Origin of the sequence: Variovorax sp. 38R (genome assembly GCF_014843395.1) — a bacterium.
Classification (GTDB): domain Bacteria; phylum Pseudomonadota; class Gammaproteobacteria; order Burkholderiales; family Burkholderiaceae_C; genus Variovorax; species Variovorax paradoxus_H.
Map to the genome: position 1 here is coordinate 4047587 of NZ_CP062121.1, position 22892 is coordinate 4070478.

Here is a 22892-nt window from a genome sequence, read left to right on the forward strand (position 1 = left end):
CCCCGCTCAGCACTTCGGCGACCCGGCCCGCGCGCAGATCGGCACGAAGATCCGCGCCCCTGCGCGCTGCACCAGCAACGCTGCCGTGCCGTCGGCCCCGTCGAACGCCTGCGCCAGTGCCTCGGCGCTGTCGATCGGCTGACCGTTGAGCGCCAGGATCACGTCGCCCGGCTGCACGCCCGCGCGCGACGCCGCCACGTTCACGCGCTGCACCAGCAGCCCGCCCTCCACGCGCAGGAACTGCCGCTCGGCCGGCGCCAGTGGGCGTACCGCGAAGCCCAGACGCGAAGGCATCGAAGCAGCCGCATCGCCCTGCAGGCGCGGCGTGTCGTAGCCCTCCACCTTCACCTCGACCACGTGCTCGGCGCGGTCGCGCCACACCATGAGCCGCGCGCGTTGCCCCGGCACCTGCTCGGCGATGAAGCCGAGCGCATCGGCCGCCTGCACCACCTCGCGGCCCTGCACCGACAGGATCACGTCGCCGGTCTTCAGCCCGCCCCGCGCCGCCGCACCGCGCGGCTCCACGTCGGTCACCAGCGCGCCGGCCGGGCGCGGCAGGCGGAAGGTGTCGGCCAGCGCCTGCCCCACCTCCTGCACGGCCACGCCGATGCGCCCGCGCGTGACGGTGCCGGTGGCCAGCAGCTGGTCCTTGATGCGCATCGCGGCGTCGATGGGAATGGCGAACGACAGCCCCTGGTAGCCGCCGCTGCGGCTGTAGATGCGCGAGTTGATGCCGATCACCTCGCCGCGCAGGTTGAACAGCGGGCCGCCCGAGTTGCCGGGGTTGATCGGCACGTCGGTCTGCAAGAACTGCATCGACTCGGCCCCCGGCAGCAGCCGCCCCTTGGCGCTGACGATGCCGGCCGTCACCGAGTTGCCGAAGCCGTAGGGCGAGCCGATGGCCGCCACGCCGTCGCCGGGCTCCACGTCCGCCGGATCGCCGATGCGCACCGTCGGCAAACCGGTCGCGTCGATCTTCAGCAACGCCACGTCGGCCAGCGCATCGAGGCCGATCAGCCGCGCCTGGAACTCGCGCCGGTCGGGCAGCTTCACGCGGATCTGCGTGCCGTGCGCGACCACGTGCGCGTTGGTCAAGATGAGTCCGTCGGCGCTCACGAGGAAGCCGCTGCCCAGGCTGCTTTCGTCGGCCTCGGCCGGCGGTGCGCGCAACAGCCAGCGGTCGCTGAAGCGGCGCGCCGGCACCGACGGCCGCTCCACGCCGATGTGGACCACGGCCGGCCCGTAGGCCTTGACCAGCGCCGCGAGCCCCGGCACGGGCCACGGCATGGCGGCGTGCAGCGGTACTGCCGCCGCAAGGCCCAGCAGCGCCACGCACAGGCCGCGCCGGCGCGACCGCTCAGGTGCGCGCGACAAAGCTGAGCGTGAGTTGCAGCACCATCGGCTGGCGCATGTCGCGCGGCGGCGGCTCGGCCAGCGGCTGCGCGGTGAGCAGCGCGCGCAAGTCGGTGTCGGCCTGCGCATCGCCCAGCGAATCGAAGGCCACGCGCTCGACCTTGCCGCTGCCCGCGACCCACACGCGCACCACCACCGGCGCGGGCGGCACGGGCTGGCCTTCTTTCAGCATGCGCTCCTGCATCCACGTGTGCAGCCGCACCACGGTCTCGCTGGCCGGGTCGCTGAGCGACGACTGCAGCTGGTTGCTCGCGAGGTTGGCGTAGCTGATCCAGTGCTGCGGCACCTGCGGCTGCGGCTGTGTTTGCGCCGATGCCCCGAGCGGTGCGGCGACGGCCGACAGCCCCAGGCCGAGCCAGCCGAGCGCCAGTCGCAGGCGGCGCCAGCCGCGGGTCGTGTCGGAAGAAGAGGTCATGGAGGTTCCTGTGAAAGTCGAAAGAAGAACACTCAACCGCACAGCACGCCGACCGACAGGGTCGAGGCCCGCGCGGCGGGCGACTGCTGGGGGCTGAGCTGCGGTTCGCGGCTGTGCGTGTACGCGATGCCGTGGGCGTCCAGGAAGTCGCGCAGGCGCGAGGCCGGCACCGCGCGCACCCGCGTCACGCCGCCCCCCACGCCCGCGGCCGAGGCTGCGCGGCTGAGCACCATGCCCGACGCATGCGGCGCGGCCGCGACACGCTCGACCACCACGCCGAGCAGCAGGCCGTCGGCGCCCAGCACCGCGCTGCCGCTGGCGCCGGGTTGCACACCCGACAGCAGGTGCAGGCCTTCTGCCCCGGACACGCCGGGCACGGTCAGGGCGTTGCTCAGCAGCGCGGCGCGGTCGGGCATGCGCTGCAGCACCGCGTAGGCCTCGGTGAACACGCCCACGCTGCCCGCGGCCGACGCGCGCTCACCCGCCGCGAGCGTGGCGTGCAGATACGGCGTGAGGGTGGTGCGCAGCACCGCGATGTCGAGCTCGGTGCTCTCGGCGATCACGCGGGCCTGCGCCACCTGCGCGTCCTTGAGGGCGAACAGCGAACGGCAGTCCGCCACCGCATGGCGCGCGGTCAGCACGTCGCCGGCGGCGTTGAGGAACACGCCGCTGGCATTGGCCTCGGGCGGCGCGCCATGCGCCGCGCCGGCCAGGGCAGCGAACGCCATGGCCAGCAGGAACGACGCCCACGAGGGCATGCGGGGGCCGGCAGAAGACAACAGCAAAGGGGGCATCGGACAGTCACGAAAGCTCTGAGACAAAGACGGAACTGCGCGCCCCGGAATGTCGTTTGTCACAAAAATTTCATCTGCCGCCGTCTGCCGCCCTTCCCTGTCACTGCCCCAACAAGCGCCGCTCCTGCGCCGTGAGCTTCGTCTTCTGTGCATCGCCCAGCGGCCCGCGGCCCAGCACCTGCACCGGACTGGTCTCGTCGTAACCCACCGGGCGTGCCGTGGCACGGCCCGCATCGGATGGCGCCGCGGCACCGTCCGCCGGCTCGTTGCCGAAGCCCAGCACGCGCACCGAGAACACCGACGGCAGACTCTGGCGTGCCACCGCGCGTTCGCGCTGCATCACGTCCTGCGCCGCTGCCGTGGCCTGCGAGGCCGCGGCGCTGGCGTTGGTCAGCGCGCCCACGTTCACCGACGCCACCACCGGCAGGCCGGCGGACTCGCCCTTGACCTGGATGTTGGCCGCGTTCACCACCTGCAAGGCCGCGAGGTTCACGCTGCCCGACACGCGGATGCCCGCCTCGCCGGCGTCGATGGTGCCCAGCGGCGCGATCAGGTCCATGTCGCCCGCCGGCACTTCGGCGATGGGCGCCAGCGTGGCCAGGCCGGCACCCGAGCTGGGCACCTGCGACGACAGCTTCACGTTGCCGACGTTGTCGTACACGCGCTTGGGCGGCGTGTAGACCAGCGTGGTCTTGGAGCCGCGGCCGGCGTTGATGTCACCCTGCTCGGACCAGGCCAGCACGTCGCCGCCGAAGGTGGTCATGACGCGCGACAGGCCCAGCAGCAGGCTGCCTTCGCTGAACAGCTGGATGTGGCCGCTGCCCTGCGTGATGACGCCCGCGCTGCCCGGCGGCACCGCGCCCTGCACGCCCACCACGATCTGCCCGCCCGGTGCGAGCATCTGGATGTCGCCGCCGAAGTCGGTGTGCACGCCCGAGGGGCCGTACAGGATGATGTCGCCGGTGCGCACCACTTCCTGGCCCGCCGCGTCGAGGTCGGGGAACAGCGTGGCGATCATGCCGCGACCGCGCAGGTAGCTGCCGTAGCGCGGGCCGTCCACGTCGTTGTATTCGCGGCCACCGGCGCGCAGCTCGGCGAAGTACACGCCGCGCAAGAACACGCGCTGCTGCTCCGGCGCCAACGCCTTGAAGTACGCGAGCGCACTGCCCGGGTCCTTCACGTCGGCGCTCGTGGCGACGAAGCCGTAGCGCTCTTTCAGCCATGCGGCCAGTTCGGCGTCGTAGGTCTTCACCACGCGGCCCGGCTGGCTCGCGAGCGACTGGCCGGGGCCCGACTCGGCGCGCTTCGCGGGGTCGAGGTAGCGGTCGGCGATGGCCGAAAAATCCGGGCCTGCGGCGCCCATGCCGGCCATCATCGCGATGCTCGCACCGGGGCGCGTGTCGCCCTCGGCCAGCGCGCCGCGGCTGACCACGCTGGCACGGTCGTCCTGCGTGATGTGGCGGCCGGCCGAAACCTCCAGCGTGCCGGGGCCCGCGACCTGCAGGTTCGCGTAAAGGATGTCGCGCCCGGCCTGCACCAGCGACACGTCGCGCGCGTCGTTGTTCACGATCAGCGCCTCGGTGCCGACGATGTCGCGCCCGGCGCGGATGCGCGCCGGTGCGGCCGAGCGGTACCAGGTTTCGGGCACGGGCAGGCCGCTGGCATCCACCTTGCGCGCCGTGCCACTGGCCAGGCCCAGGATGTCGCCGCGCGCGGCATAGAACAGCGAGGGCGGCGCATCGGCCGCGTGCAGCGCGCGGCTGCCCAGCGTGTCCGGCCCGAAGGCGAACAGCGGATAGCGGTCGACCTCCCCGTAGTTCGGCACGCCGAGCGACCCGGTCAACGAGCCCTCCGGGCTGGTGTTGTAGACCACCGGCCGCTGCATCGCGTCGTAGCCGACGAACGCAGGCGCCCAGGGCGTCGGCAGCGGCGTGACCGCGCCCGACATGCCGACCGGGTAGCCGCCGCCGAACAGCGAGTTGCCCGCCAGGAACTCGAGCGCACCCGACGGCGACGGTGCGAGCACCATCGCGCGGCCGGGCGCCTGCGTGGCGGGCGTGGCCGAGAAGCCGTAGTACAGGCTGCCCGAGGCCGCCGTCGCACGCAGGATCGACGGATAGACCGTGACGCTGTCGCTCGTGTTGATGCTGCCGAGGTACCGACCGCCGGGCTGCAGGTTCGCCAGGTCGGTGCCGGGCGTGAGGTTGCCGCCCGCACTGAACAGGTTGATCGCGGTGCGGTCGGTCCACAGCGTGAACCAGCCCTGGCCGATGCCGTACTCGGCGCCGCCGAACGTGAAGCCCGAGCTGTTCGGCACCCGCGCGCGGCCCGCATCGGCCACGCTCGTGAGCACCAGATCGCCCGGTGTGTCCAGGTACATCGCCGAATCGCCCGGCACGAGCACGATGCCCGCGTTGCCGATGCCGATGGTCGGGACGAAGGGGTTGATCGGGCGCGTGTCCATCGCATCGCCTTCCTGGCCCGGAATCGAACGCTCGGCCTTGCGGTAGCGCAGCTCGATGCCGCCGATGGCGGAAGCCGACACGTGGGCCGCACCGCGCAGGTTGACCAGGGCGCCGTTGAGGTCCTGGTACTGCGCGTTGGTGCCATAGCTCGCGTACTGCGCAGCGGCCAGGTTCGGATTGACCACGCCGCCGATGCGCAGCTGCAGGTCGCCGCCGCCCGTGAGCGTCAGCCGGCCGTTCGCATCGACACGGCCCGTGCTGCCGACCGCCGCCACAATGGCTTCGCTGCGCTGCCAGATCTGGCCTTCGCCCAGCCGTGTGGTGAGGCCCGCGTCGCCGCCCGCGCGCAGCGTGAGGTTGCCGCCGCCCAGCGTGCCCATGCCGGTGAAGCCCACCAGGTAGGGCTCCGGGCTGCTGTCGGTGCTGAACTGCACGCCGGCCGGCAGCGCGTAGGTGCCGAAGTTGATCCACCACGACGTCGCGATGCGGTCGCTGCCGGCCAGGGCCGTGCCCGAGCCCTGGCGCCACAGCCAGCTGCCCACCGCGGCGCTCGGCGCCTGTGCGCGCTCGCCCGCGAAGTGGCCCCAGACATCGCCGACGACGTTGCCGCCCACCGCGATGTCCAGGTTGCCGCCGTGCTCGGGGTACCAGGCCTGGTAGGCCGCGAGCGCCGCACTGTAGTCCGCCGTCTGCGGGCCGATCACCGAGCCGCCGACCGCCTTGCCGCGTGCGAGGTTGAAAGGATCGAGGCCGTTGGCATCGAGCAGCGGCGCGGAGCGCGTGCCGGCCGTGTAGACGCCGAACGGCGACTCCATGACGAAGTTGCCGGCCGCCGCCAGGCCCAGGTCGCCGGTGCCGGTGCGCAGCACGCTGAACATCGGCGACAGCGGCGTGTATTTGGTGACGTCCTTGACGGGGTTGATGACCGTCGTGCAGATGCCCGGCCCCCACTCGCAGAGGGTGACGTATTCCGGAGAGACCGGGGTTCCCTCGACGAAGCTCGGGTCCCAGTCGGCGCCGTTGGGCCCCCAGAAATAGGAGAGGCGCGCCGGATCGACCTTGCAGGTGCCCTCGCCGCCCCAGTCGCAGTAGCCCGCCTCGAAATCCAGCGGGTCCATCGGCGTTCCCTCGTCGTGACCCCACATGGGCCCGTTCGGACCCCACACGAAGCCGCTGCCGCCCGGCGTGAGCCTGACGTTGTACATCGCGTGGCTGTCGGCCAGGATGAGTGCGCCATGCTTGGCCGGGTCGACCGCGCGGCGGTCGGCCGAGTCGAGGTCGGCGCCAGCCGTGAGCTGCAGGCTCCAGCTCGTCGCGCCCTGCCCCAGCATCGGCGCCACGGCCCAGTTGCGGCCCTGCACGCCGTCGACTTCGGGCCGCAGGTTCACGGCCGCGTCGCCCGGCAGTTGCACATCGGTCATCGACGGAATCAGCGCGCCGCGCGCCAGCGCGATGGTGCCGTCGGCCTTCATCGCGACCGGCAGGCGCACGCCCTTGGGCCACACCATCGCCTGCACGCTGGCTTCGCCGCGCAGCGCGGTGCCTGCGCCCAGCTGCATACCGCTGTCGAGCGTCACGGTCTCGCCCAGCACCGTGCCCGCCTTCAGACGAAGGCTGCCGTCGGCGTAGTAGACGTTGGCGCGCAGCACCGTGCCGGCGGGCAGCGTGTAGGCCGCGCCCAGGGTCACAGTCACCGGCAGCACCGTGCCGGTCGGCAGCACCATGGCTTCGGCGGGCACGTCGTAGTTGAGCAGCGCGTCCTTCGGGAACACGGTGCCCTTGTCGAGCACCACGCCGTCGATCGGCACGACGATGTCACCGCCGTCGGGCGTGAACGGCGTGCCGAACTTCGAGCGCTGCTCGGTCAGGTACCAGCCCTTGTCGTCGGGCGTGGCCGGCGGCGGCGCAAAGCCGTCGTTGATGCTGCCGTACACGTTGAGGTTGCCGCCCGCACGGATCACCAGCACGCCGGGCTCGCCGAAGCCGCGCCGCGCCGGATCGTTGCGGTTCGCACCCGGGCCGTAGCGGTAGCCCGAGAGGTCGATGTCGCCGACCACGCTGAGGTCGCCGTCGGCCGTCTGGCTGACGATCTCCACGCCGGGGCGCAGGTGGTAGCTGCCCAGGCCCGCGAGGCGCGCAGAGAGCGAGGTGTTGGCCAGCGCCTTGTCGATGAAGGCGCTGCTGTGGCCGTCGATCTCGTCGAGGTACTTCTGCGTGATGAGCTGCGGCACGTGGCCCGTGACGTCGGGCGCGTCCGCCAGCGGTGCGTCGCTGTAGGTGCGGAAGGCGTTGACGGCGATGGTCTTCGCGCCCTGAATCGTGGGCGTGCCGTTGACGTTCACCGCCACGTCGTTGTCGCCGCGTCGCGGTGCGTTCAGCGCGAGCGTGCCGCGCGATGCGCCGTCGTTGCCTTGCGCCGCGCTCACGCCCGTGCCCGCGCGCAGGTCGATGGCCGCACTGCTGCCCAGAGTCAGCGTGCCCTGCGTGCTGGTGAGGTCGACGATGGCCCGGTTCGGGCTGTCGATGATCTTGCCGTAGCTGTCCACGCGCAGGCCGGTGGCGTGCGCGTCAAGCGTGCCATTGACCGTAAGGTCGCCCTTCGCCGCGAGGCGGATCGCGCCGGGCTGGAAGCCACTCGCGTCGATGCGGCCGTTCACCGTGAGGCTGCCGCCGTCGACCGTCACCTCAACCACGCGCGCCTTCACTTCGTCGCCGATGGCGAGGTCGCCCTGCTTGACCTGGAAGCGCCGCGCGCCGGTCACGCCGCCTTCGTTCAGGCGCGTGTTCAGGCCTGCGAAGTCGGCCACGGTCTGGCCGCGCACATTGATCTCGGCCGCGTCGTACGGCACCACCGTGCCGCCCGCGTCGTAGGCGCCGCTGGCCGTGCCGAGGATGCGTCCGCCCAGGTCGATGCGGCCCGCGCCGGCGCCCAGTGCCGTCGCCTGCATCGTGCCGCCGCGGTTGTGCGTGGCCGACAGGTCGATCACCGAGCCTGCGGTTTGCACGATATTGCCCGCGGTGCTCGTCACTTCGAGGTCGCCGCCGCGGCTGTAGCGCGTCTGCTCGAAGAACTTCACGGCGCGGCCCGCGAGGTCGATGCGCGACCCCGCGCTCAGCGTCACGTCGCCACTGGCCGTGAGCTGCAGCTTGCCCGAGGGCAGGCCGACCGTGCCGTCGATGGTGATGTTGCGGCCCGTGAGCGCCAGTTGCGCGCCCAGCGGCACGTCGCCGGCCGGTTGTGCGCCTGCCGGTGCGCTCACGACGATGTCGCCGCCCGCCGTGATGCGGTTGTTCGACCCGGCCTCGCCGGTGAGCAGCGGTGCGCGCAGGTTCAGCTGGCCGCCGCTGTAGTCGTAGCCCTTGCCGGTCACGTACGCACCCTGCTGCTCGTACACGCCCAGCGTGCCCTTCGCGTTCGCCGTGATGCGCTCGCTCGCGTTCAGGTTGACGGTGCCAAAGCCCAGCGCCAGGCGGTCTGCCGAGAAGCCCGCGTCGGGCTGCGTGTTGGGCGCATGGCCCAGCACGATGCGCGCGGCCGACACGTCGAGCGTGCCGTGGCCCAGCAGGCTGCCGATGGCGCCGCCCGGTGCGTTCTCGCCGGGAAAGATTTCGCCGCTGCCGGGCGGACGCGGCGTGAGGCCGGTCCAGATGAATTCGCCGGTGGTGATCTTCGCGGTGTCGCCCGCGCTGCCGTAGCCGTAGATGGCCGGCGTGCCCAGCACCAGCCGCTCGATGGACGACACGCCGGTGGTGGGGTCGAGCGTGTCCAGCGACACCCCGCCGTAGATGTTGACCGACTCGCGCGCGTTCAGCACCAGCGTCTCAACCGCGGGCACGCCCTCGCCCTTGTTGCCGGCCAGCAGGTTCGCCAGGATGCCCTGGTTCATCGACAGGCCCGACGGCAGCTGGCCGTTGGCGGCCGCCTGCTGCAGCGCCGCGTCGCTGCCCAGGTTGACCGAGGACACAGCCAGCAGCAGGTTCTTCGCGCCGTAGCGCACAGTGTCGGCCATCGTGAACGAGCGGTTCGTGGCCACGGCCAGCGTGCCCTCGCCGTACAGCGTGGTCTGGCCGCTGCACGCACCGCTCGGGCACGCGCCGACCTGGATCGTGACGGGCGTGGCCTCGGCGACGGGCGGCATCAGGTTGATCCAGCCGTTCGACAGCCCCAGCACCGCGGTACGGTCCGGCGAGAACACCACGCCGTCGGTGGAGTCGTAGGCCGGCGCGCCGGCGCCGAGCGTGTTCAGCGACGCGCCCTGCTCCACCTGGATGCCGTCGCCGTAGCCACCGGCCACGAGGAAGATTTCCGCGCCGCGCAAGGTCGCGCCGCTGCGCACGACGACGTGGCCGGCGTTTGACTTGAAGGTCGCGTAGTTGTCGGCATAGGGCAGATCGATCCGGCCGCCCACGATCATCCGGGGCGCGCCGAAGGCATTGAGCTGGTCGGACTGCACCGACGCGCCCGTGAACCCGGCCGTGCGTCCGGCGCCCGGCGCCGTCACCTCGAGGGCGACGGCCGTCACCGACAGCGTGCCGCCGAAGCCTGCGCTGCCGGCCGCCGGGTTGAACAGCGCCGTGCCGTCGAACTGCAGCATCGACACGCCGTCCTTCGGCTTGGAATAGAAGTAGTCGAGCTGCAGGTTGCGCGCGTCGGCCGCGATCTCGCCGCGCACGCCGCCGCGGCGTGCCGCATCGGCCGCCACGAAGGCGTCGTAGCCCATCTCGTTGTAGGTGGCGTGCTGCTTCACCACGGCCGCCGGCGTGACGACCAGCGGGCTCGCCAGCGACGACTTCACCGCCGTGTTCGCCACGCCGAGGTAGCCGCTCGCCACGTACGAGCCGTAACCGGCCGGCAGCGGCGTGGCGGGCAGCGCGCTGGGCGCGCCCACTTCCACGCGGAAGGCACCGGGCAGCAGCGCATAGGTCGAAGGCAGCAGCGTGTAGGTGCCGGCCTTGAGCCCGCCCACGTCGTGGTCGAGCGTGACCTGCCGGCCGATGGCCGGCTCGCCCGCGCCCGCATCCGGCGACACCGGCGCATAGCCGCCCTGGAAGCCCGGCACGATGGCGTACACACCGTTGCCCGCCTTGCTGAAGGTGTTGGCCGGGTTGGCATTGGCCAGCGGCGTGCGCAGCACATCCACCGAGCCGCCTCGCCCGCTCACGAAGCCCGCGCCCGTGAGCTCGCCGCCGCCCGACAGGTCGAGCAGCGCGCCGGCATGCCCGACCACGCTGTCGCCCGTGAGCAATATTCCGCTGCTGCCGATGGCGCGCTTGTCGATGGCATTGCCCGCGACGCTGTAGCCGATGCCGTCGGTCGTGCCGCCGTAGGGCATGAGCAGCCCCGCGCCGCTGACCGAGGTGATGCTGCCCGGCAGCAGGTCGACCAGGCTGGCGCGCGCCTCGTAGGTGCTGCGCCCGTCCTGTCCCACGATGAGGTTGCCCAGCGGCGCGCGCACGATGCCGCCCTGGCGCACCGTGTCGCCGCCGAGCGCCAGGATGCCGAACGCCGACTGCGGCATCGCCACGTCGCCTTCGACCTGGCGGTGGATGTCGAGCACGCGGCCCGTGTCGTAGCCCGCGCGGATCTGCGCATTGGCGCCGGTGGCGGGGTAGATCTGCGCGGCGGTGAGCGTGAGGTCGCCCATCGTCGCCAGCTCGGTCGTGGTCGCGCCGAGCAGGCCGAGCGCGGGCGTGCCGCCGAGCAGGCGCAGGTCGCCGCGGCTCGTCATGTTCACGGTGTCGAAGCCGCGGCGGTCCACCACCTGCGCGGGGCCGGCCGTCATGGCGATCTCGCCGTGCGCGCCAAAGCCCACGCGGTCGCGGATGTCGATGTGGTCGGCCTCGGCCGTGAACACCGCCTCGCTCGCGCGGGTCGATGCGCCGTGGCGCCAGGTGGTGGTGTAGACCACCTCGCCGTCCTTCGTGGGCGCACCGGTCACGCCGGCCAGCCGCAGATACGACGAGGCGAGCCGCACGTTCGCATCGGTCGCCGCGCTGTCGGCCAGCGCAAAGCTGCCGGCGTAGATGCGCAGGCTCTGCGCCGTGGTGAGGTCGACGTTGCCGTCGAAGCTCAGCAGGCCGTTGACCAGCAGCGACAGGTTGCCGAAGCCGCCGTCCCGCACCTGGTCCACGCCGAGGCGCCCCTTGCCGTAGGCCAGTGCCGCGTCGGCATGGCCCGGCTTGAGCGTCGCCGGCAATCCGCTGGGCTGCTGCGTCTGCGACAGCACCAGCTCGCGCGCCTGCCGCACGGCGTCGTCGGCGGCGAAGAACTTCGAGAACACCGGGGCTTCGAGCGCCACCGCGAGCGTGCCGCCCGCCGCATTCGCGCCGCCCGCGTGGGCACGCAGCGTGCCGTCGAGGTACAAGCTGTGCGCCGACTTCAGCACGATGGTGCCGCCGTCGCTGGCCACGTCGAGCTCGCGCCACAGGCTGCCAGCCGGCACGTCGGTGCGCGCGTGGCTGCCCGAGGCATCGAGCACTGCACCGGGGCGGATGACGATCGCGAGGTCGGGTGCGTTGGCCGCGCCCTTGGCTTCCCAGTCGAGCCCGCCGCCGATGGCAATGGTGCCGCCGTTGCGCACCGTGCCATAGCGGCGGCCGTCGCCGTCGACGCCGGTCTGTGCGCGCGCCGCCACGTCGAGCACCGCGCCTTCGCCGATCCACACCGAGCGCTGGTGCGGCTGCAACGACGGGCTCTCGGGCATCGTGAAGGCCGGGGCCTCGATGTCGATGCCGATGCGCCCGCCCCAGGCGTTGAGCCGGCCGTCGATCACGAAGCTGCTCTTGCCGCCGCCGAGCAGCTGGATCGAGCGGCCCGCGTCGACCGTCACCACCGCGCCCGCGCCGATGGCGAGGTTGCCGCCTTCGGTGTTGCGGCGCTGCGAACGCAGCACGAGGTCGGCGCCCTGGCGCTGCACGACCTGGCGGTTCACCTCGTCCTGCTGCAGCAGCAGCGGGGTCCACAGTTGCAGTGCGATGCCGCCTTCATGGTCGGCACCGGCGCCGGGCGCGATGCGGTAGACCGGCATGACCACGTCGAGCTGCGCGCCCGGCGCCACCGTGAGCCCCGCGTGGCCGTTGAGGTCGTAGGTCGAGAAGCCCGACTGCAGGCGGGACGCGTCGAGCACGAGCTGCGTCGCATCCGAGGTGGCCGGGTCGGGGCCGATGAGCAGCGCGTTGCCCGTTTCGAGCTTCAGCGTGCCGCCGCCGTTCACGCCGTGGCCGCGGATCTCGCCGCCCAGCGACAGGCGCCCCTTCGTTTCGGGGCCCGCGATGGCCGCGTCGGCCACCAGCGCCACGCTGCCGCCCTTGCCGCCCTTCTGCTTGCCCTTGGCCAGCAGTGCGGCACCCGACGACACGTCGATGAGGCTGCCCTGCCCGATCGTCACGCCGTGCGTCGATTCGAGGCGCACCGTGCCGCCGTCGATGACCGCGAGCGTGGCCGAGTCTTCGGGCGCCGTGCCGATGTCGACGCGGCGTCCGCGCAGGTCGAGCGTGACGCCGTCGCGCACGCTGAGCGACGAATCGGCGTCCTTCACCAGCACGCGCGGCTGCGCGCCCGCCACCGGCGACGTGAAGACATTGCCGGCCTCCAGCGTGCCGCCGCGCACCGTGACGTCGGCGCCGATGTCGATGAACGCACCAAGCAGGTTCATGCGCCCGCCGTCGGCGAGCGTGAGCGCCTTCTCGGTGGTCACACTGCCGCGCGTGCCGATGTCCAGCACCGACAGGTGCTGCGCATTCAGGTGCGCCGCATCGAGCCACAGCGTGTTGATGCGCTCGGCAGCGAGCGCGTCAGCCGCGGCCATCTGCTGCGTGATCGGTGCCACGTCGCCGAAGCGCACGTCGGTGTCGAACAGGTCGATGCGGCCCTGCGCGCCGTAGCGCCCCACCGCAAGCACGCCGCCGCGCGCCACCGCCGTCTGCGACTGGCGGTAGCCGTCGTCCAGCGCGGCGTCGCGTGCGCGCGTCTGCTGCGCGCCGTTGAACACCTCGGCCACGATCTCGCCTTCGAGCACCGCCGTGGGTGCACTCACCACCAGCCGGCCCGCATCGCGCCCGACGGTGTAGCCGTTTTCCAGCTTGCGCTGCGGCCCGATCAGCGGGTTGTAGAAGTAGTCGGTGTTCGCCTTGCCCCAGCGCACGTGCTCGGCCTCGAAGCCCTTGTAGACGCCGTCGAACAACAGGTCCGACGGGGCCTTGTCCAGGCTGTACAGGCGCCCGTCGCTGCCTTTGAGCCAGGTCTGGTAGATCACGCCGGTCTGCACATTGAGCGAACCGCCCGACAGGTTGACGTTGGAGCCCGCCTGCGTGACCACCTCGCTGCCGCCCAGCACCACCGTGCCGCCCTGCGCGGCCCATTCGCCGACGCCGTGGCCCTGGTTGCCCAGGTAGCCGCCGACCTCCAGCAGGCCGCCCGCCGCATACCAGCGCTCGCCTTCATAGCCGCCCACGCCGGGCGCCACGCGCACGAGCTTGCGCCGGTCGATCCACACGTCGTTGTTGAAGAGCTTGCCGCTCTCGCGGTTGCGCGGGGCGTCGCGCATTTCATTGCCCTGCACGTTGACCTTGACGTTGTTCGATTCCATCGACACGTTCACGCCCACCGCACCCGACACGTCCAGGCGCGCCTTGTCGGCCACGAAGCTGCGGCGCGTGGCACTGGCCGCGATCTGCCCGCCGGTGGCGAGCGTGAGCGACTCGCCCTCGAAGCGGATGTCGCCGCCCGAGACGATCTCGATGCGCGACTGGTCGCGGCGGTCCGACAACCGCGAGAGGTTGTCGAAGAGGCCCGGCGGCACGAGCGCGCGTGCGGTGTCCTGCGCGGCCGATTCCTTGAGGAGCGCATCGCGCTGGCTGTCGAACGCGCTGGCCTTGCCGTCGTCCTCGATGAGCACGGCCGTGACCGCGCCGCTGCCCAGCGCCACGTTGCCGCGCGTGTCGGCGGCCGAGTTCAGCAGGTGCACCGTGCCGCGCGCGGACACGGTGGACGTGGCTAGCGCCACGCCGTCCTGCCGCACATCGCGGCCGGCGAGCGTGATGTCGCCTTCGCGCGCCACGAGCAGGCCGGTGTTGCTCACCTTGCCCGATGTGCTGTCGGCCACGAACTGCGGCGCAATCTCGTTGCCGCGCGTGGTCGAGAAGGCGTTGGCCTCGGTGCCCACGCCCTTGCGGATCACGAAGCTGTCGCCCGCCGCGAGCTGCACCTGGCCCTTGCGCGCGGCAATCTCGCCGGCGTTGGCCACTTCCTTGCCGAGCAGCAGCACATAACCGCCGCCCTGCGTGACGGAGCCGGGCTCCTTGGTGGTCAGCCGCGCGCCAGCCTTCACTTCGACCTTGCCCAGGTCGTCCTTCGCCGTGGTGAAGCTCGGCGCGGTGTCGTTCGAATAGATGCCGCGCGCCTTGAACTGGTCGTCGCCGATGTGCGCGGCTGCCGCCACGAGGTTGCGCGTATCGGTCTGGCTGGTGCCGCTGAACACCACGCCGTTGCGGTTGGCGATGAGCACCGTGCCATCGGCCTTGATCTGGCCCTGGATCTGCGACGGCCGCGCCTTCGGATCGTTCACGCGGTTGAGCACGGCCCAGTCGGCCTGCTGCTTGAAATCGACCGTGGTGTTGCGCCCGACGTTGAAGGTTTCCCAGTTCAGGATGGCCTTGTCGCCGGTCTGCTCCACGGTGACGACGGTGCGGCCGTTGACTTGCTGCTGCGAGTCGCGGTTCAGCGCGCGGGCATTGAGCCAGCCAGCACTCAGCGAATTCGTGTCGACCTTCAGGCCGCCGTCGGCCAGCCCGTCGGGCACCGAGGGGTCGTTCTGCGCAGCGGCGCGCGCCGCGGCCTGTGCGGCCTGCTGCGCGGCAATCGCCTGCGCCGCGAGGCCCAGGTTGCCGAGCGACTGGCGCAGCTGCTCGTTGGCCTTCTGCTGCTGCGCCAGCGGGTTCGTCAGCATCGAGGCCGGCGTGCCGTTCGGCAGGTAGCCCGTGACCACGGCCGTGCCCTGCGCCACGTTCTTCTGCGCCATCCATGCGGCGCTGAAGGCGCGCTGCGCCTGTGCATTGCCCGCCAGGCCCGCCATGGCCAGCGCGAGGGCGGCGGCGTGCGCGACCGGCGCGCGGCGGAATGTCTTGTTGCTCATGTCATACCCCAGAGAAAAACCGTTCTGGAGAAGAGACCGGGCTCACGGGATGCGACCGACACGCGCGGCACGAAAGTTCGGGAGAATTTGCGAACGAAGACGAAGCGCTGCTTTTTTCACAGCCGCGTCACAGAGCGCGGCTATCCGAGCAGCACGATGCCGGCAGGCAGCGATGTGAGCTTCGCTCCGTAGCTCACGGCGATCAACGTCTCGACATGCGGCAACTCGTCCAGCCGCAGCCGCGCCTGCACCTTGCGGCGTCCGAGTTCGGCCCGCGTGACGATGAGGCGGCCCGGGCGGTAGCGGTTGATTTCGTCGACCACCGCCGCGAGCGGCGTGTCGTCGAACACCAGCACGCGCTCGCGCCAGGCGCCCACGGCCGCGAGGTCGGGCGCGCGCGCCACCTCGGCCTCGCGCCGGCCGCCGTAGCGGATCTGCTGCGCCTCGCCGGCCACCAGCACACGCTCGCCATCGCGCAGCTCGACCGAGCCCGCGAAGCAGGTCACGCACACCTCGCCGCCCGTGGCGCGCACGTTGAAGCGGCTGGCCGCCGCGGCCACGAGGCGCGCGCCGCCCACCGTCATGGTGAAGGTTGCGCGCCGCGCCGCATCGAGCATCACCTGCGCCTCGCCGCCGAGCATGTCGAGCACCGGCAGCTCGCCCTCGGCACCGCGCGCGAGGTTGAGGCTGGTCTGCGTGTTCATCTCGACCACCGCGGCCGCATCGGCCAGCACCACACGGCGTTGCTCGCCGGTGCCGGTGCGGTAGTCGGCCGTCATGTCGGACAGCGCAGGCCACAGGCCGGCCGGCGGGCGCACCACCACGAAGGCGGCGGCACCGGCTGCGAGCGCGGCGCCGAGGAACTGACGGCGGCCGAACGCGGGTGGGCGCGGCACGGCGATGGCCGCGCGCGGTGGCGTGTCCATCACGGGCATGCGCTGTGCCACCGCTTCGGCGGCGGGCCGGGTCAGGTCCCACAGCCGCGTTGCCTCCGCCATGGCCTGCGCATGCTGCGGACTGCGGGCGCACCAGCGGCGGAAATCCTGCGCGTCGCCGGTGGTGGCGCGGCCGGAGGTCAGGCGCACGAGCCAGTCGTGCGCCTGCGTTTCCAGTGCGGCGCGTTCGCGGTCGGCCGGAGTGGGAACAGCCATCATGTTTTCTCAGACTGTTTTCCCGCACCGGGACCGAACCGCTGGATCACATCGCGTCCCAAACGGCCCGCGCAATGCACCAGCGCGGCCTTCACTTCGCGCTCGACGATGCGCACCGACACGCCGTAGCGCCGCGCGAGGTCGGCATGCGGCGTCTCGTCCACGCGCGAGGCGATGAAGATGTCGCGGCGGCGGCGCGGCAGCTCTTCGAGTGCGCGCTCCAACGCCTGCACTTCGCTGCGCGCCTCCGAGACGCGGGCCGGGTCGTGGCTGTCGTCGGAAAAGTGCAGCAGCTCCTCGACCTCGACGAAATCGAGCAGGCGCCCGTGGGAGATGCGCCGGTCTTCCGCCACGTTCGACGCGATCCGCAGCAGGTAGGCCATGGGGCTTTGCACCGGGCCGGGGTCGCTCATACGCTGCACGCGCAGCCAGGTTTCGTGCAGCACGTCGTCGGCCCGCTCATCCGACCCCAGGCGGCGGCGCAGCCGGTTGCGGAACTCGATGTAGCGGCTGGTCAGCAGGCTGCGCAGAAAGCCGGGGGTGTCCTGTTCCACGGCGTGCTCAGGGAGAAACCGCTGCGTCGCAGACGTCGGGGCGGTCGCCGGTGCGCGGCAGCAGCAGCACGGTCAGCGGCTGGTCGGCCTCGCCTTCGGGCGGACGGTCGAGCACCAGGGTGTTCATTGCGGCTTCGAGTGCCGCGTCGCGCTGCGCGAGGCCGGTGGAACTGAGCAGCCGCGTGCGCCGCACATGGCCGCTCGGCCGGACCCACAGCTGCACGAGCGCGCGGTAGGTGCCAGGTCGTGCATGCGGCCAGCGGCACAGCGTGCGCTCCAGGGTTTGCTGCACCACGCGGGCATCGCGCGACGACATGGCAACGGCAGGCGCGGTCGGTGCCGTCACGACCACAGGCGGCGCCGCCTCGGCCTCGACCAGCGTGAAGGTGCGCGCATCGGTGTGGCGCGCGGCCAGCCGCGTGCCGGCCAGCAGGCGCTGCAGCGCCTCGCGCGGCGTGAACACGCCGTGCAGCGGCGCGGATTCGAGGCCGGCGGTGAGCTGTCCGTCGAAGAACACGGACTGCCCCGTCGCCTGCGCATAGACCTGCACGGCGGTGGCCAGCGGCTGAGCCGGCAGGTCGAAGGCGATGCGCCCCGCCGCATCGGGCGATGGCGCAGGCTCGCCGGCATGCGACACGGCCGCGAGGGACAGAATTCCGAGGATCAGGGTCAAGACACACACCCACCGTGACCGAGCAACGCGAGACATGCCGGGTCCTGTGACGAAGGAGGAATCGCAGGCGCCGGGCCGGTGCCAGGTACTGCTTTGGTGCTCGGAATGCTAGTGACGCTTTGTGACAGCTTGAATGCATGGCAGGCGCGAGCCACGGTCCGAACCGCGCCTGCCGCTGGCGACAATGCGCCCATGACGTTCGACCTCTTCGACGCCCCGCCGCGCGCCGCGCGCGAGCCGATCGGCCCGGCCGCCTTCGTGCTGCCGGGCTTTGCACTGCCGCGCGTCGACGCGCTGCTCGCGGCCATCGCCAACGTGTCCGCGCGCGCGCCGTTCCGTCACCTGGTCACGCCGGGCGGCTTCGCCATGTCGGTCGCGCTGACCAACTGCGGCGCGCTCGGCTGGACCAGCGACCGGCGCGGCTACCGCTACAGCGCGGTCGACCCCGACAGCGGCGTGCCCTGGCCTGCGATGCCCGAGGCCTTTGCACGGCTCGCGCGCGACGCGGCGGCGCTGGCGGGCTTCGACGGCTTTGCGCCCGACGCCTGCCTGGTCAACCGCTACCAGCCGGGCAGCCGGCTCTCGCTGCACCAGGACCGCGACGAGCGCGACCACGGCGCGCCGATCGTGTCGGTGTCGCTGGGCATGCCGGCGGTGTTCCAGTTCGGCGGGCTCGCACGCAGCGACAAGACCGCGCGCATCCCCTTGACGCACGGCGACGTGGTGGTGTGGGGCGGCGTGGACCGGCTGCGCTTTCATGGCGTACTGCCGCTGAAAGACATGCCGCATCCGCTCGAAGCCCAACTGGGCGCGCAGCGCATCAACCTCACCTTCCGCAAGGCGGGCTGACGCGCACGCATGACAGACACGACGACCACCCCTACCGAATCCCCCGGCCGCGCGATCCGTGCGCTCTACGCCGCGCTGTGGCACTTCGCCGCCGGTGCGCGTGCGCAACTGCTCGGCGCCACCGCGCTGCTCGCGAGTTCGCAGCTGATCCGCCTCTCGCTGCCCTACCTCGCGGGCCAGGCCATCAACGCGCTGCAACGCGGCGACCTGCCCGCGGCGGGCCGCTGGATCGCCACGCTCGCGGCCGTGTACGTCGGCGCGTGGGCGCTGCACGGCCCGGGCCGCATCCTCGAGCGCAACGTGGGCCTGAAGGTGCGCGAGACGCTGGCCGACCAGCTCTATGCGCGCATCGCCGCGGCGCCGCTCGCCTGGCACGACAGCCACCACTCGGGCGAGCTGCAGCACCGCGTGCACCAGGCCAGCCGCGCGCTCGCGGACTTCGCGCAGAACCAGTTCATCTGGCTCACCAACGCGGTCAACTTCGTCGGGCCGCTGGTGGCGCTGGCGCTGCTGTCGCGCACCAGCGGCGTGACGGCGCTCGCAGGCTATCTGCTGATCGGCGTGGTGATCGTGCGCATCGACCGCGCGCTCATGAAGCTTGCGCGCGCCGAGAACGACGCCGACCGCCGCTATGTGGCCGCGCTGCTCGACTTTCTGGGCAACGCCTCGACCGTCATCGGCCTGCGGCTGCAGGGCGCGTCGCGCCTGTTGCTGCGCCGTCGCATGGCGGCCGTTTCGCTGCCGCTGAAACGCACCGTGGTGCTCAACGAAGGCAAGTGGTTCGCGGTCGACCTGATGGGTCTGGCGCTGACCTGGGGCCTGGTGGTGATCTACGTGTGGCAGGCGCGCGCGCCGGGCCAGGCCGTGATGCTGGGCGCGGTGTTCATGATCTACCAGTACGCGCAGCAGGCAGCAGGTGTCGTCACGTCAGTGGCGGCCAATTTCAGTTTCTTTGCGCGCATGCACACCGACTACAGCAGCGCCGAGCCGATCTGGCACGCGCCGACGAGTGCCACGCTCGAGGCCCCGCCCGAAAAAGTGCCGGCGCATGAACGCATCGACGCTGGAGCGCCGTGGACGCAGCTGCAGGTCGAACAGCTGCAATGGCACCACGCCCCGCGCGGCGGCGGCACCATTGCCGACGACCCGGCGGCACCGACGCGCAGCGGCCTGCACGACGTGGCGCTCTCGTTGCACCGGGGCCAGCGCGTGGCACTGGTGGGTCCGAGCGGCGGCGGCAAGAGCACGCTGCTGCGCGTGCTGGCCGGCCTGTATGCGCCGCACGGCGGCACGCTGGCGCTCGACGGCGTGCCGACCGACTGGACGCGGCTGCGCCAGCTCGCCACGCTGATCCCTCAGGAGACCGAGCTGTTCGAGGCCAGCGTGCGCGAGAACCTGGCCTTCGGCCGCCCCTGCGACGACGAGCGCCTGCGCGCCGCGCTGCACACGAGCACCTTCGACGAGGTGCTGCAGGCCACGCGCGGCGACCTCGACAGCGCGATCTCGGAACGCGGCTTCAACCTGTCGGGCGGACAGCGCCAGCGGCTGTGCCTGGCGCGCGGCGTGCTCGCGGCCGAGGGCAGCTCGCTGCTGCTGCTCGACGAGCCGACCAGCGCGCTCGACGCCGCCACCGAGGCGCGCGTGCTGGAGCGCATTGCGGCGGCGTTTCCACAGGCCTGCGTGATCGCGTCGGTGCACCGGCTGAGCCTGCTCGACCGCTTCGACACGGTGATCCTCATGGAAGCCGGCCACGTGCGCGACCACGGTCCGCGCGACGAGGTGCTGGCGCGCCAGCCGATGCTTCGGGAAGCTGCGGCCGGTAACAAGCAGTAGGACCCCTCCTGCGCCAGAAGGCGGCTTTCGCACCCGCCGCGCTGGCACGTCTTCTGCAACAGTATCGGCATCCATTTGTTCACGTCTGGCCCTGCGCGGACTTGTTTTGCGCGCCGGCTGCGTTCCAATCGCATGGTCCTTCTTTCCGCGAGCGTTCCCTGCCTCATGCGCCCTTCCCGTGCCACCCTTTCGCTTGCCCTGCTAGGCGCCCTGCTGGGTTTGTCGGCCTGCACCACCAGCAGCACAGCCGAGCAGCGGCAGGCCGCCGCCAGCAAGCCGCCGCAGACCGACTGCGTCGCCTGGGTCGGCGCCGACCGCAACGCGCGGGTGGGCGGGTACCTGCTGCCGCAGGCCGGCACCGCCGTGAACGCCGGCGGCCCGCGCGTGTGCGTGCCCGTGCTCATGAGCGCCTACCCGGTGCCCACCAACTACGCGGGCGGCGACTACCACGTGGGCCAGTTCACCGACGACCAGCTCAAGGCGCGCTGGCGCACCTGCAAGGCCGAGCCAGACTGCTTCACGCGCTTGACCGCGCAGATGCAGCGCTGGCTGCCACCCAACAAGGCCCGCGCCACGCGCGTGACCGGCGCGGTCGACCCGGTCGGGCGCATCGATGCCGACAGCCCGAAGGTCGACCTGAAGCAGATCCGTCGCCCCGCCTTCTTCGCGAAGGCGCCTTATCGCGAGGGCATTGCCGAGGCCGACGCACGCACCCACGTCGTCGAGTTCACCGTGCCGCGCGACACCTTCGAGCGGCTCGACCTGAAGCTCGCCGACCCGATCAAGCTGCGCGGCTGGTACCTCGAAGGCGCGGGCGTGGACGACGGCCACGGCCGCAAGGTGCGCGCCCTCGCGGTCATGGCGGCGGGCGGCGGCGGGCAACTCACGGCCATCCAGCATCCGGACGAAGTGGCTTACCGCATCGACGCCGCCAGCGGCAAGGCCGTGCCGGTGTCTTTCCCCAACGGCACCACCGAGGCCATGGGCCAGCGCTGGTGGCGCGAGAACCTGCACGCGCTGAACCAGGCCGGCTTCGACGTGCTGGCCTACGACCGGCGCGGCGAAGGCCTGTCGGGCGGCGTGAGCGACACCAACACGCTGGAGCAAGGCGAAGACGTGTTCCGCGTGCTCTCGCAGCTCGAACACGGCCAGGGCCTGCGGCTGCTCACGCCCTCGGGCCAGCTGCTCGAAGGCAACGCCGCACGCGGGCGCCTGCTCGCGGGCCAGAAGGCCAGCGAGATTCCGCTGGTGCTCGGCGGCTACTCGCGCGGCTCGATGTCGACCGCCTGGGCCCTCACGCGCAACTACGTGGCCGCCTGCAGCTTCGACATGCCCGTGCCCAACTGCACGCCGGCGCGCGGCTGGCGCAACATCCGCGGCGCCATCCTGCTGTCGTCGTTCGCCAGCGGCGCGGGCTACCTGCCCGATGCGCCCGACCTGGCCGACCGCAACCTGTTTTTGGGCGGCATGGCGGCGGACCATCACATCCTTTTCTATCCGAACTCCGCCACGCTCGCGGGCATGGACCGCTGGCCCGCCGCCTTCTTCGGCAAGGGCCTGTGGGACCGCGCCGAATCGCTCGAGGGCACCGTGGCCGCCTACAACCGCATCCGCGGCGTGAAGGAGATCGTGCTGTCGCGCGGCCCGCACGCCATCGAGACCTGGCCCGAGTCCGAACGCCGCTACCTGCGCGAGCGCATGGTGGCCTACGCCAAGGTCGTGATCGTCGGCGGACGCGCCGTGCCGGGCGCGCGGCCGTGGAAAGATTTCAAGTCGCTGGTCGCCACCACGCCCGATGTGTGGGAGCCGTCGTCGCGCCCGGGCACGGGGCCCGGACGACAGCCCTGAGATCGACAGGCCACCGCCACAATGGCGGCCATGGACCTGCTCAAGACCCTCGGACTCTTCGTCGCGACCGCGCTCGCGGAAATCGTCGGCTGCTACCTGCCCTACCTGTGGCTCAAGCAGAGTCAGTCGATCTGGCTGCTGGTGCCCGCGGCGCTGAGCCTGGCGCTCTTCGCGTGGCTGCTCTCGCTACACCCGACTGCTGCCGGCCGCGTGTATGCGGCCTATGGCGGGGTCTACATCGGCGTGGCCATCCTGTGGCTCTGGGCGGTGGACAAGGTGACGCCGTCCACCAGCGACTGGGTCGGCGTGGCCGTGTGCTTCGTCGGCATGGGCATCATCATGTTCGGGCCGCGCAGCGCGGGTTGATGACTTCGTGTTCGCCATGAATCTTCGGGACTGGGCACGCCGCATCAAGCGCGACGCCGTCACCCTCTGGTTCGCCTGCCGCGACCCCGCCACGCCGTGGCTGCCGAAGGCGCTGTGCTGGTTCACCGTGGCCTACGCGCTGAGCCCCATCGACCTGATTCCCGACTTCATTCCCGTGCTCGGCTATCTCGACGACGTGCTGCTGCTGCCCGCGCTGATCTGGCTTGCGGTGCGGCTGTTGCCGCCCGAGGTCATCGCACGCAGCCGCGAGCGCGCCGAAGACTGGATGGCGCGCACGGGCAGCCGGCCGACGAGCAAGGTCGGTATGGCGTTGGTCATCGGCATCTGGTTGTTGGTGGCGGCCGGCCTGGCCTGGTGGCTCTGGCCGCGCTGAGCGG

General features: G+C 71.7%; 12 protein-coding genes. 5 read left to right on the forward strand and 7 right to left on the reverse strand.

Annotated features, from left to right (window positions below; genetic code table 11):
* Positions 1-6: 6 nt before the first annotated feature.
* The 7 genes from IG196_RS18660 to IG196_RS18690 all read right to left on the reverse strand — a co-directional run bounded on the left by IG196_RS18660 (position 7) and on the right by IG196_RS18690 (position 17598).
* The gene (locus tag IG196_RS18660) at positions 7-1374 is read right to left on the reverse strand and encodes a trypsin-like peptidase domain-containing protein (RefSeq protein WP_225616721.1); all 1368 of its coding nucleotides are present in this window, start codon (positions 1372-1374) and stop codon (positions 7-9) included.
* Complete coding sequence (locus tag IG196_RS18665; RefSeq protein ID WP_192192302.1) at positions 1358-1828, reverse strand: hypothetical protein; 471 nt, start codon at positions 1826-1828, stop codon at positions 1358-1360. The genes IG196_RS18660 and IG196_RS18665 overlap by 17 nt, the downstream gene beginning before the upstream one ends.
* Before the next feature lie 32 nt (positions 1829-1860).
* A complete protein-coding gene (locus tag IG196_RS18670) occupies positions 1861-2586 on the reverse strand; it encodes a S1 family peptidase (RefSeq protein WP_192192303.1) in 726 nt (241 codons plus the stop codon).
* A 136-nt stretch (positions 2587-2722) separates the two neighbouring features.
* Positions 2723-15220: a filamentous haemagglutinin family protein gene (locus IG196_RS18675; protein WP_192192304.1), complete on the reverse strand. Its 12498-nt coding sequence runs from the start codon at positions 15218-15220 to the stop codon at positions 2723-2725.
* Positions 15221-15360: 140 nt separating this feature from the next.
* Positions 15361-16371, reverse strand: coding sequence for a FecR family protein (locus IG196_RS18680; RefSeq protein WP_225616722.1), 1011 nt, complete (start codon positions 16369-16371; stop codon positions 15361-15363).
* Positions 16371-16925, reverse strand: a complete 555-nt coding sequence (locus IG196_RS18685; protein WP_099790409.1) for an RNA polymerase sigma factor — start codon at positions 16923-16925, stop codon at positions 16371-16373. The genes IG196_RS18680 and IG196_RS18685 overlap by 1 nt, the downstream gene beginning before the upstream one ends.
* A gap of 7 nt (positions 16926-16932) precedes the next feature.
* A complete protein-coding gene (locus IG196_RS18690) occupies positions 16933-17598 on the reverse strand; it encodes an STN domain-containing protein (RefSeq protein ID WP_192192306.1) in 666 nt (221 codons plus the stop codon).
* A 192-nt stretch (positions 17599-17790) separates the two neighbouring features.
* Here IG196_RS18690 and alkB point away from each other — a divergent pair, with 192 nt between their 5' ends.
* The 5 genes from alkB (at position 17791) to IG196_RS18715 (ending at position 22888) form a co-directional block, all read left to right on the forward strand.
* Positions 17791-18447, forward strand: a complete 657-nt coding sequence (gene alkB / locus IG196_RS18695) for a DNA oxidative demethylase AlkB (protein ID WP_192192307.1) — start codon at positions 17791-17793, stop codon at positions 18445-18447.
* A gap of 9 nt (positions 18448-18456) precedes the next feature.
* Positions 18457-20280 carry an ABC transporter ATP-binding protein gene (locus IG196_RS18700; RefSeq protein ID WP_192192308.1) on the forward strand — a complete coding sequence of 608 codons (1824 nt, stop codon included), beginning with the start codon at positions 18457-18459 and terminating at the stop codon, positions 20278-20280.
* A 165-nt stretch (positions 20281-20445) separates the two neighbouring features.
* Complete coding sequence (locus tag IG196_RS18705; RefSeq protein ID WP_192192309.1) at positions 20446-22128, forward strand: alpha/beta fold hydrolase; 1683 nt, start codon at positions 20446-20448, stop codon at positions 22126-22128.
* A 30-nt stretch (positions 22129-22158) separates the two neighbouring features.
* Positions 22159-22494 (forward strand): YnfA family protein, encoded by a 336-nt coding sequence (locus tag IG196_RS18710; RefSeq protein ID WP_192192310.1) that lies wholly within the window; start codon positions 22159-22161, stop codon positions 22492-22494.
* Positions 22495-22510: 16 nt separating this feature from the next.
* Positions 22511-22888 carry a YkvA family protein gene (locus IG196_RS18715; protein ID WP_192192311.1) on the forward strand — a complete coding sequence of 126 codons (378 nt, stop codon included), beginning with the start codon at positions 22511-22513 and terminating at the stop codon, positions 22886-22888.
* Positions 22889-22892: the final 4 nt, after the last annotated feature.

Coding starts and splice junctions, on each gene's coding strand:
- IG196_RS18715 (WP_192192311.1), top strand. CDS start 22,511: ATGAATCTTCGGGACTGGGCACGCCGCATCAAGCGCGACGCCGTCACC.
- IG196_RS18705 (WP_192192309.1), top strand. CDS start 20,446: ATGCGCCCTTCCCGTGCCACCCTTTCGCTTGCCCTGCTAGGCGCCCTG.
- IG196_RS18665 (WP_192192302.1), bottom strand. CDS start 1,828: ATGACCTCTTCTTCCGACACGACCCGCGGCTGGCGCCGCCTGCGACTG.
- IG196_RS18680 (WP_225616722.1), bottom strand. CDS start 16,371: ATGGCTGTTCCCACTCCGGCCGACCGCGAACGCGCCGCACTGGAAACG.
- alkB (WP_192192307.1), top strand. CDS start 17,791: ATGACGTTCGACCTCTTCGACGCCCCGCCGCGCGCCGCGCGCGAGCCG.
- IG196_RS18710 (WP_192192310.1), top strand. CDS start 22,159: ATGGACCTGCTCAAGACCCTCGGACTCTTCGTCGCGACCGCGCTCGCG.
- IG196_RS18670 (WP_192192303.1), bottom strand. CDS start 2,586: ATGCCCTCGTGGGCGTCGTTCCTGCTGGCCATGGCGTTCGCTGCCCTG.
- IG196_RS18675 (WP_192192304.1), bottom strand. CDS start 15,220: ATGAGCAACAAGACATTCCGCCGCGCGCCGGTCGCGCACGCCGCCGCC.
- IG196_RS18700 (WP_192192308.1), top strand. CDS start 18,457: ATGACAGACACGACGACCACCCCTACCGAATCCCCCGGCCGCGCGATC.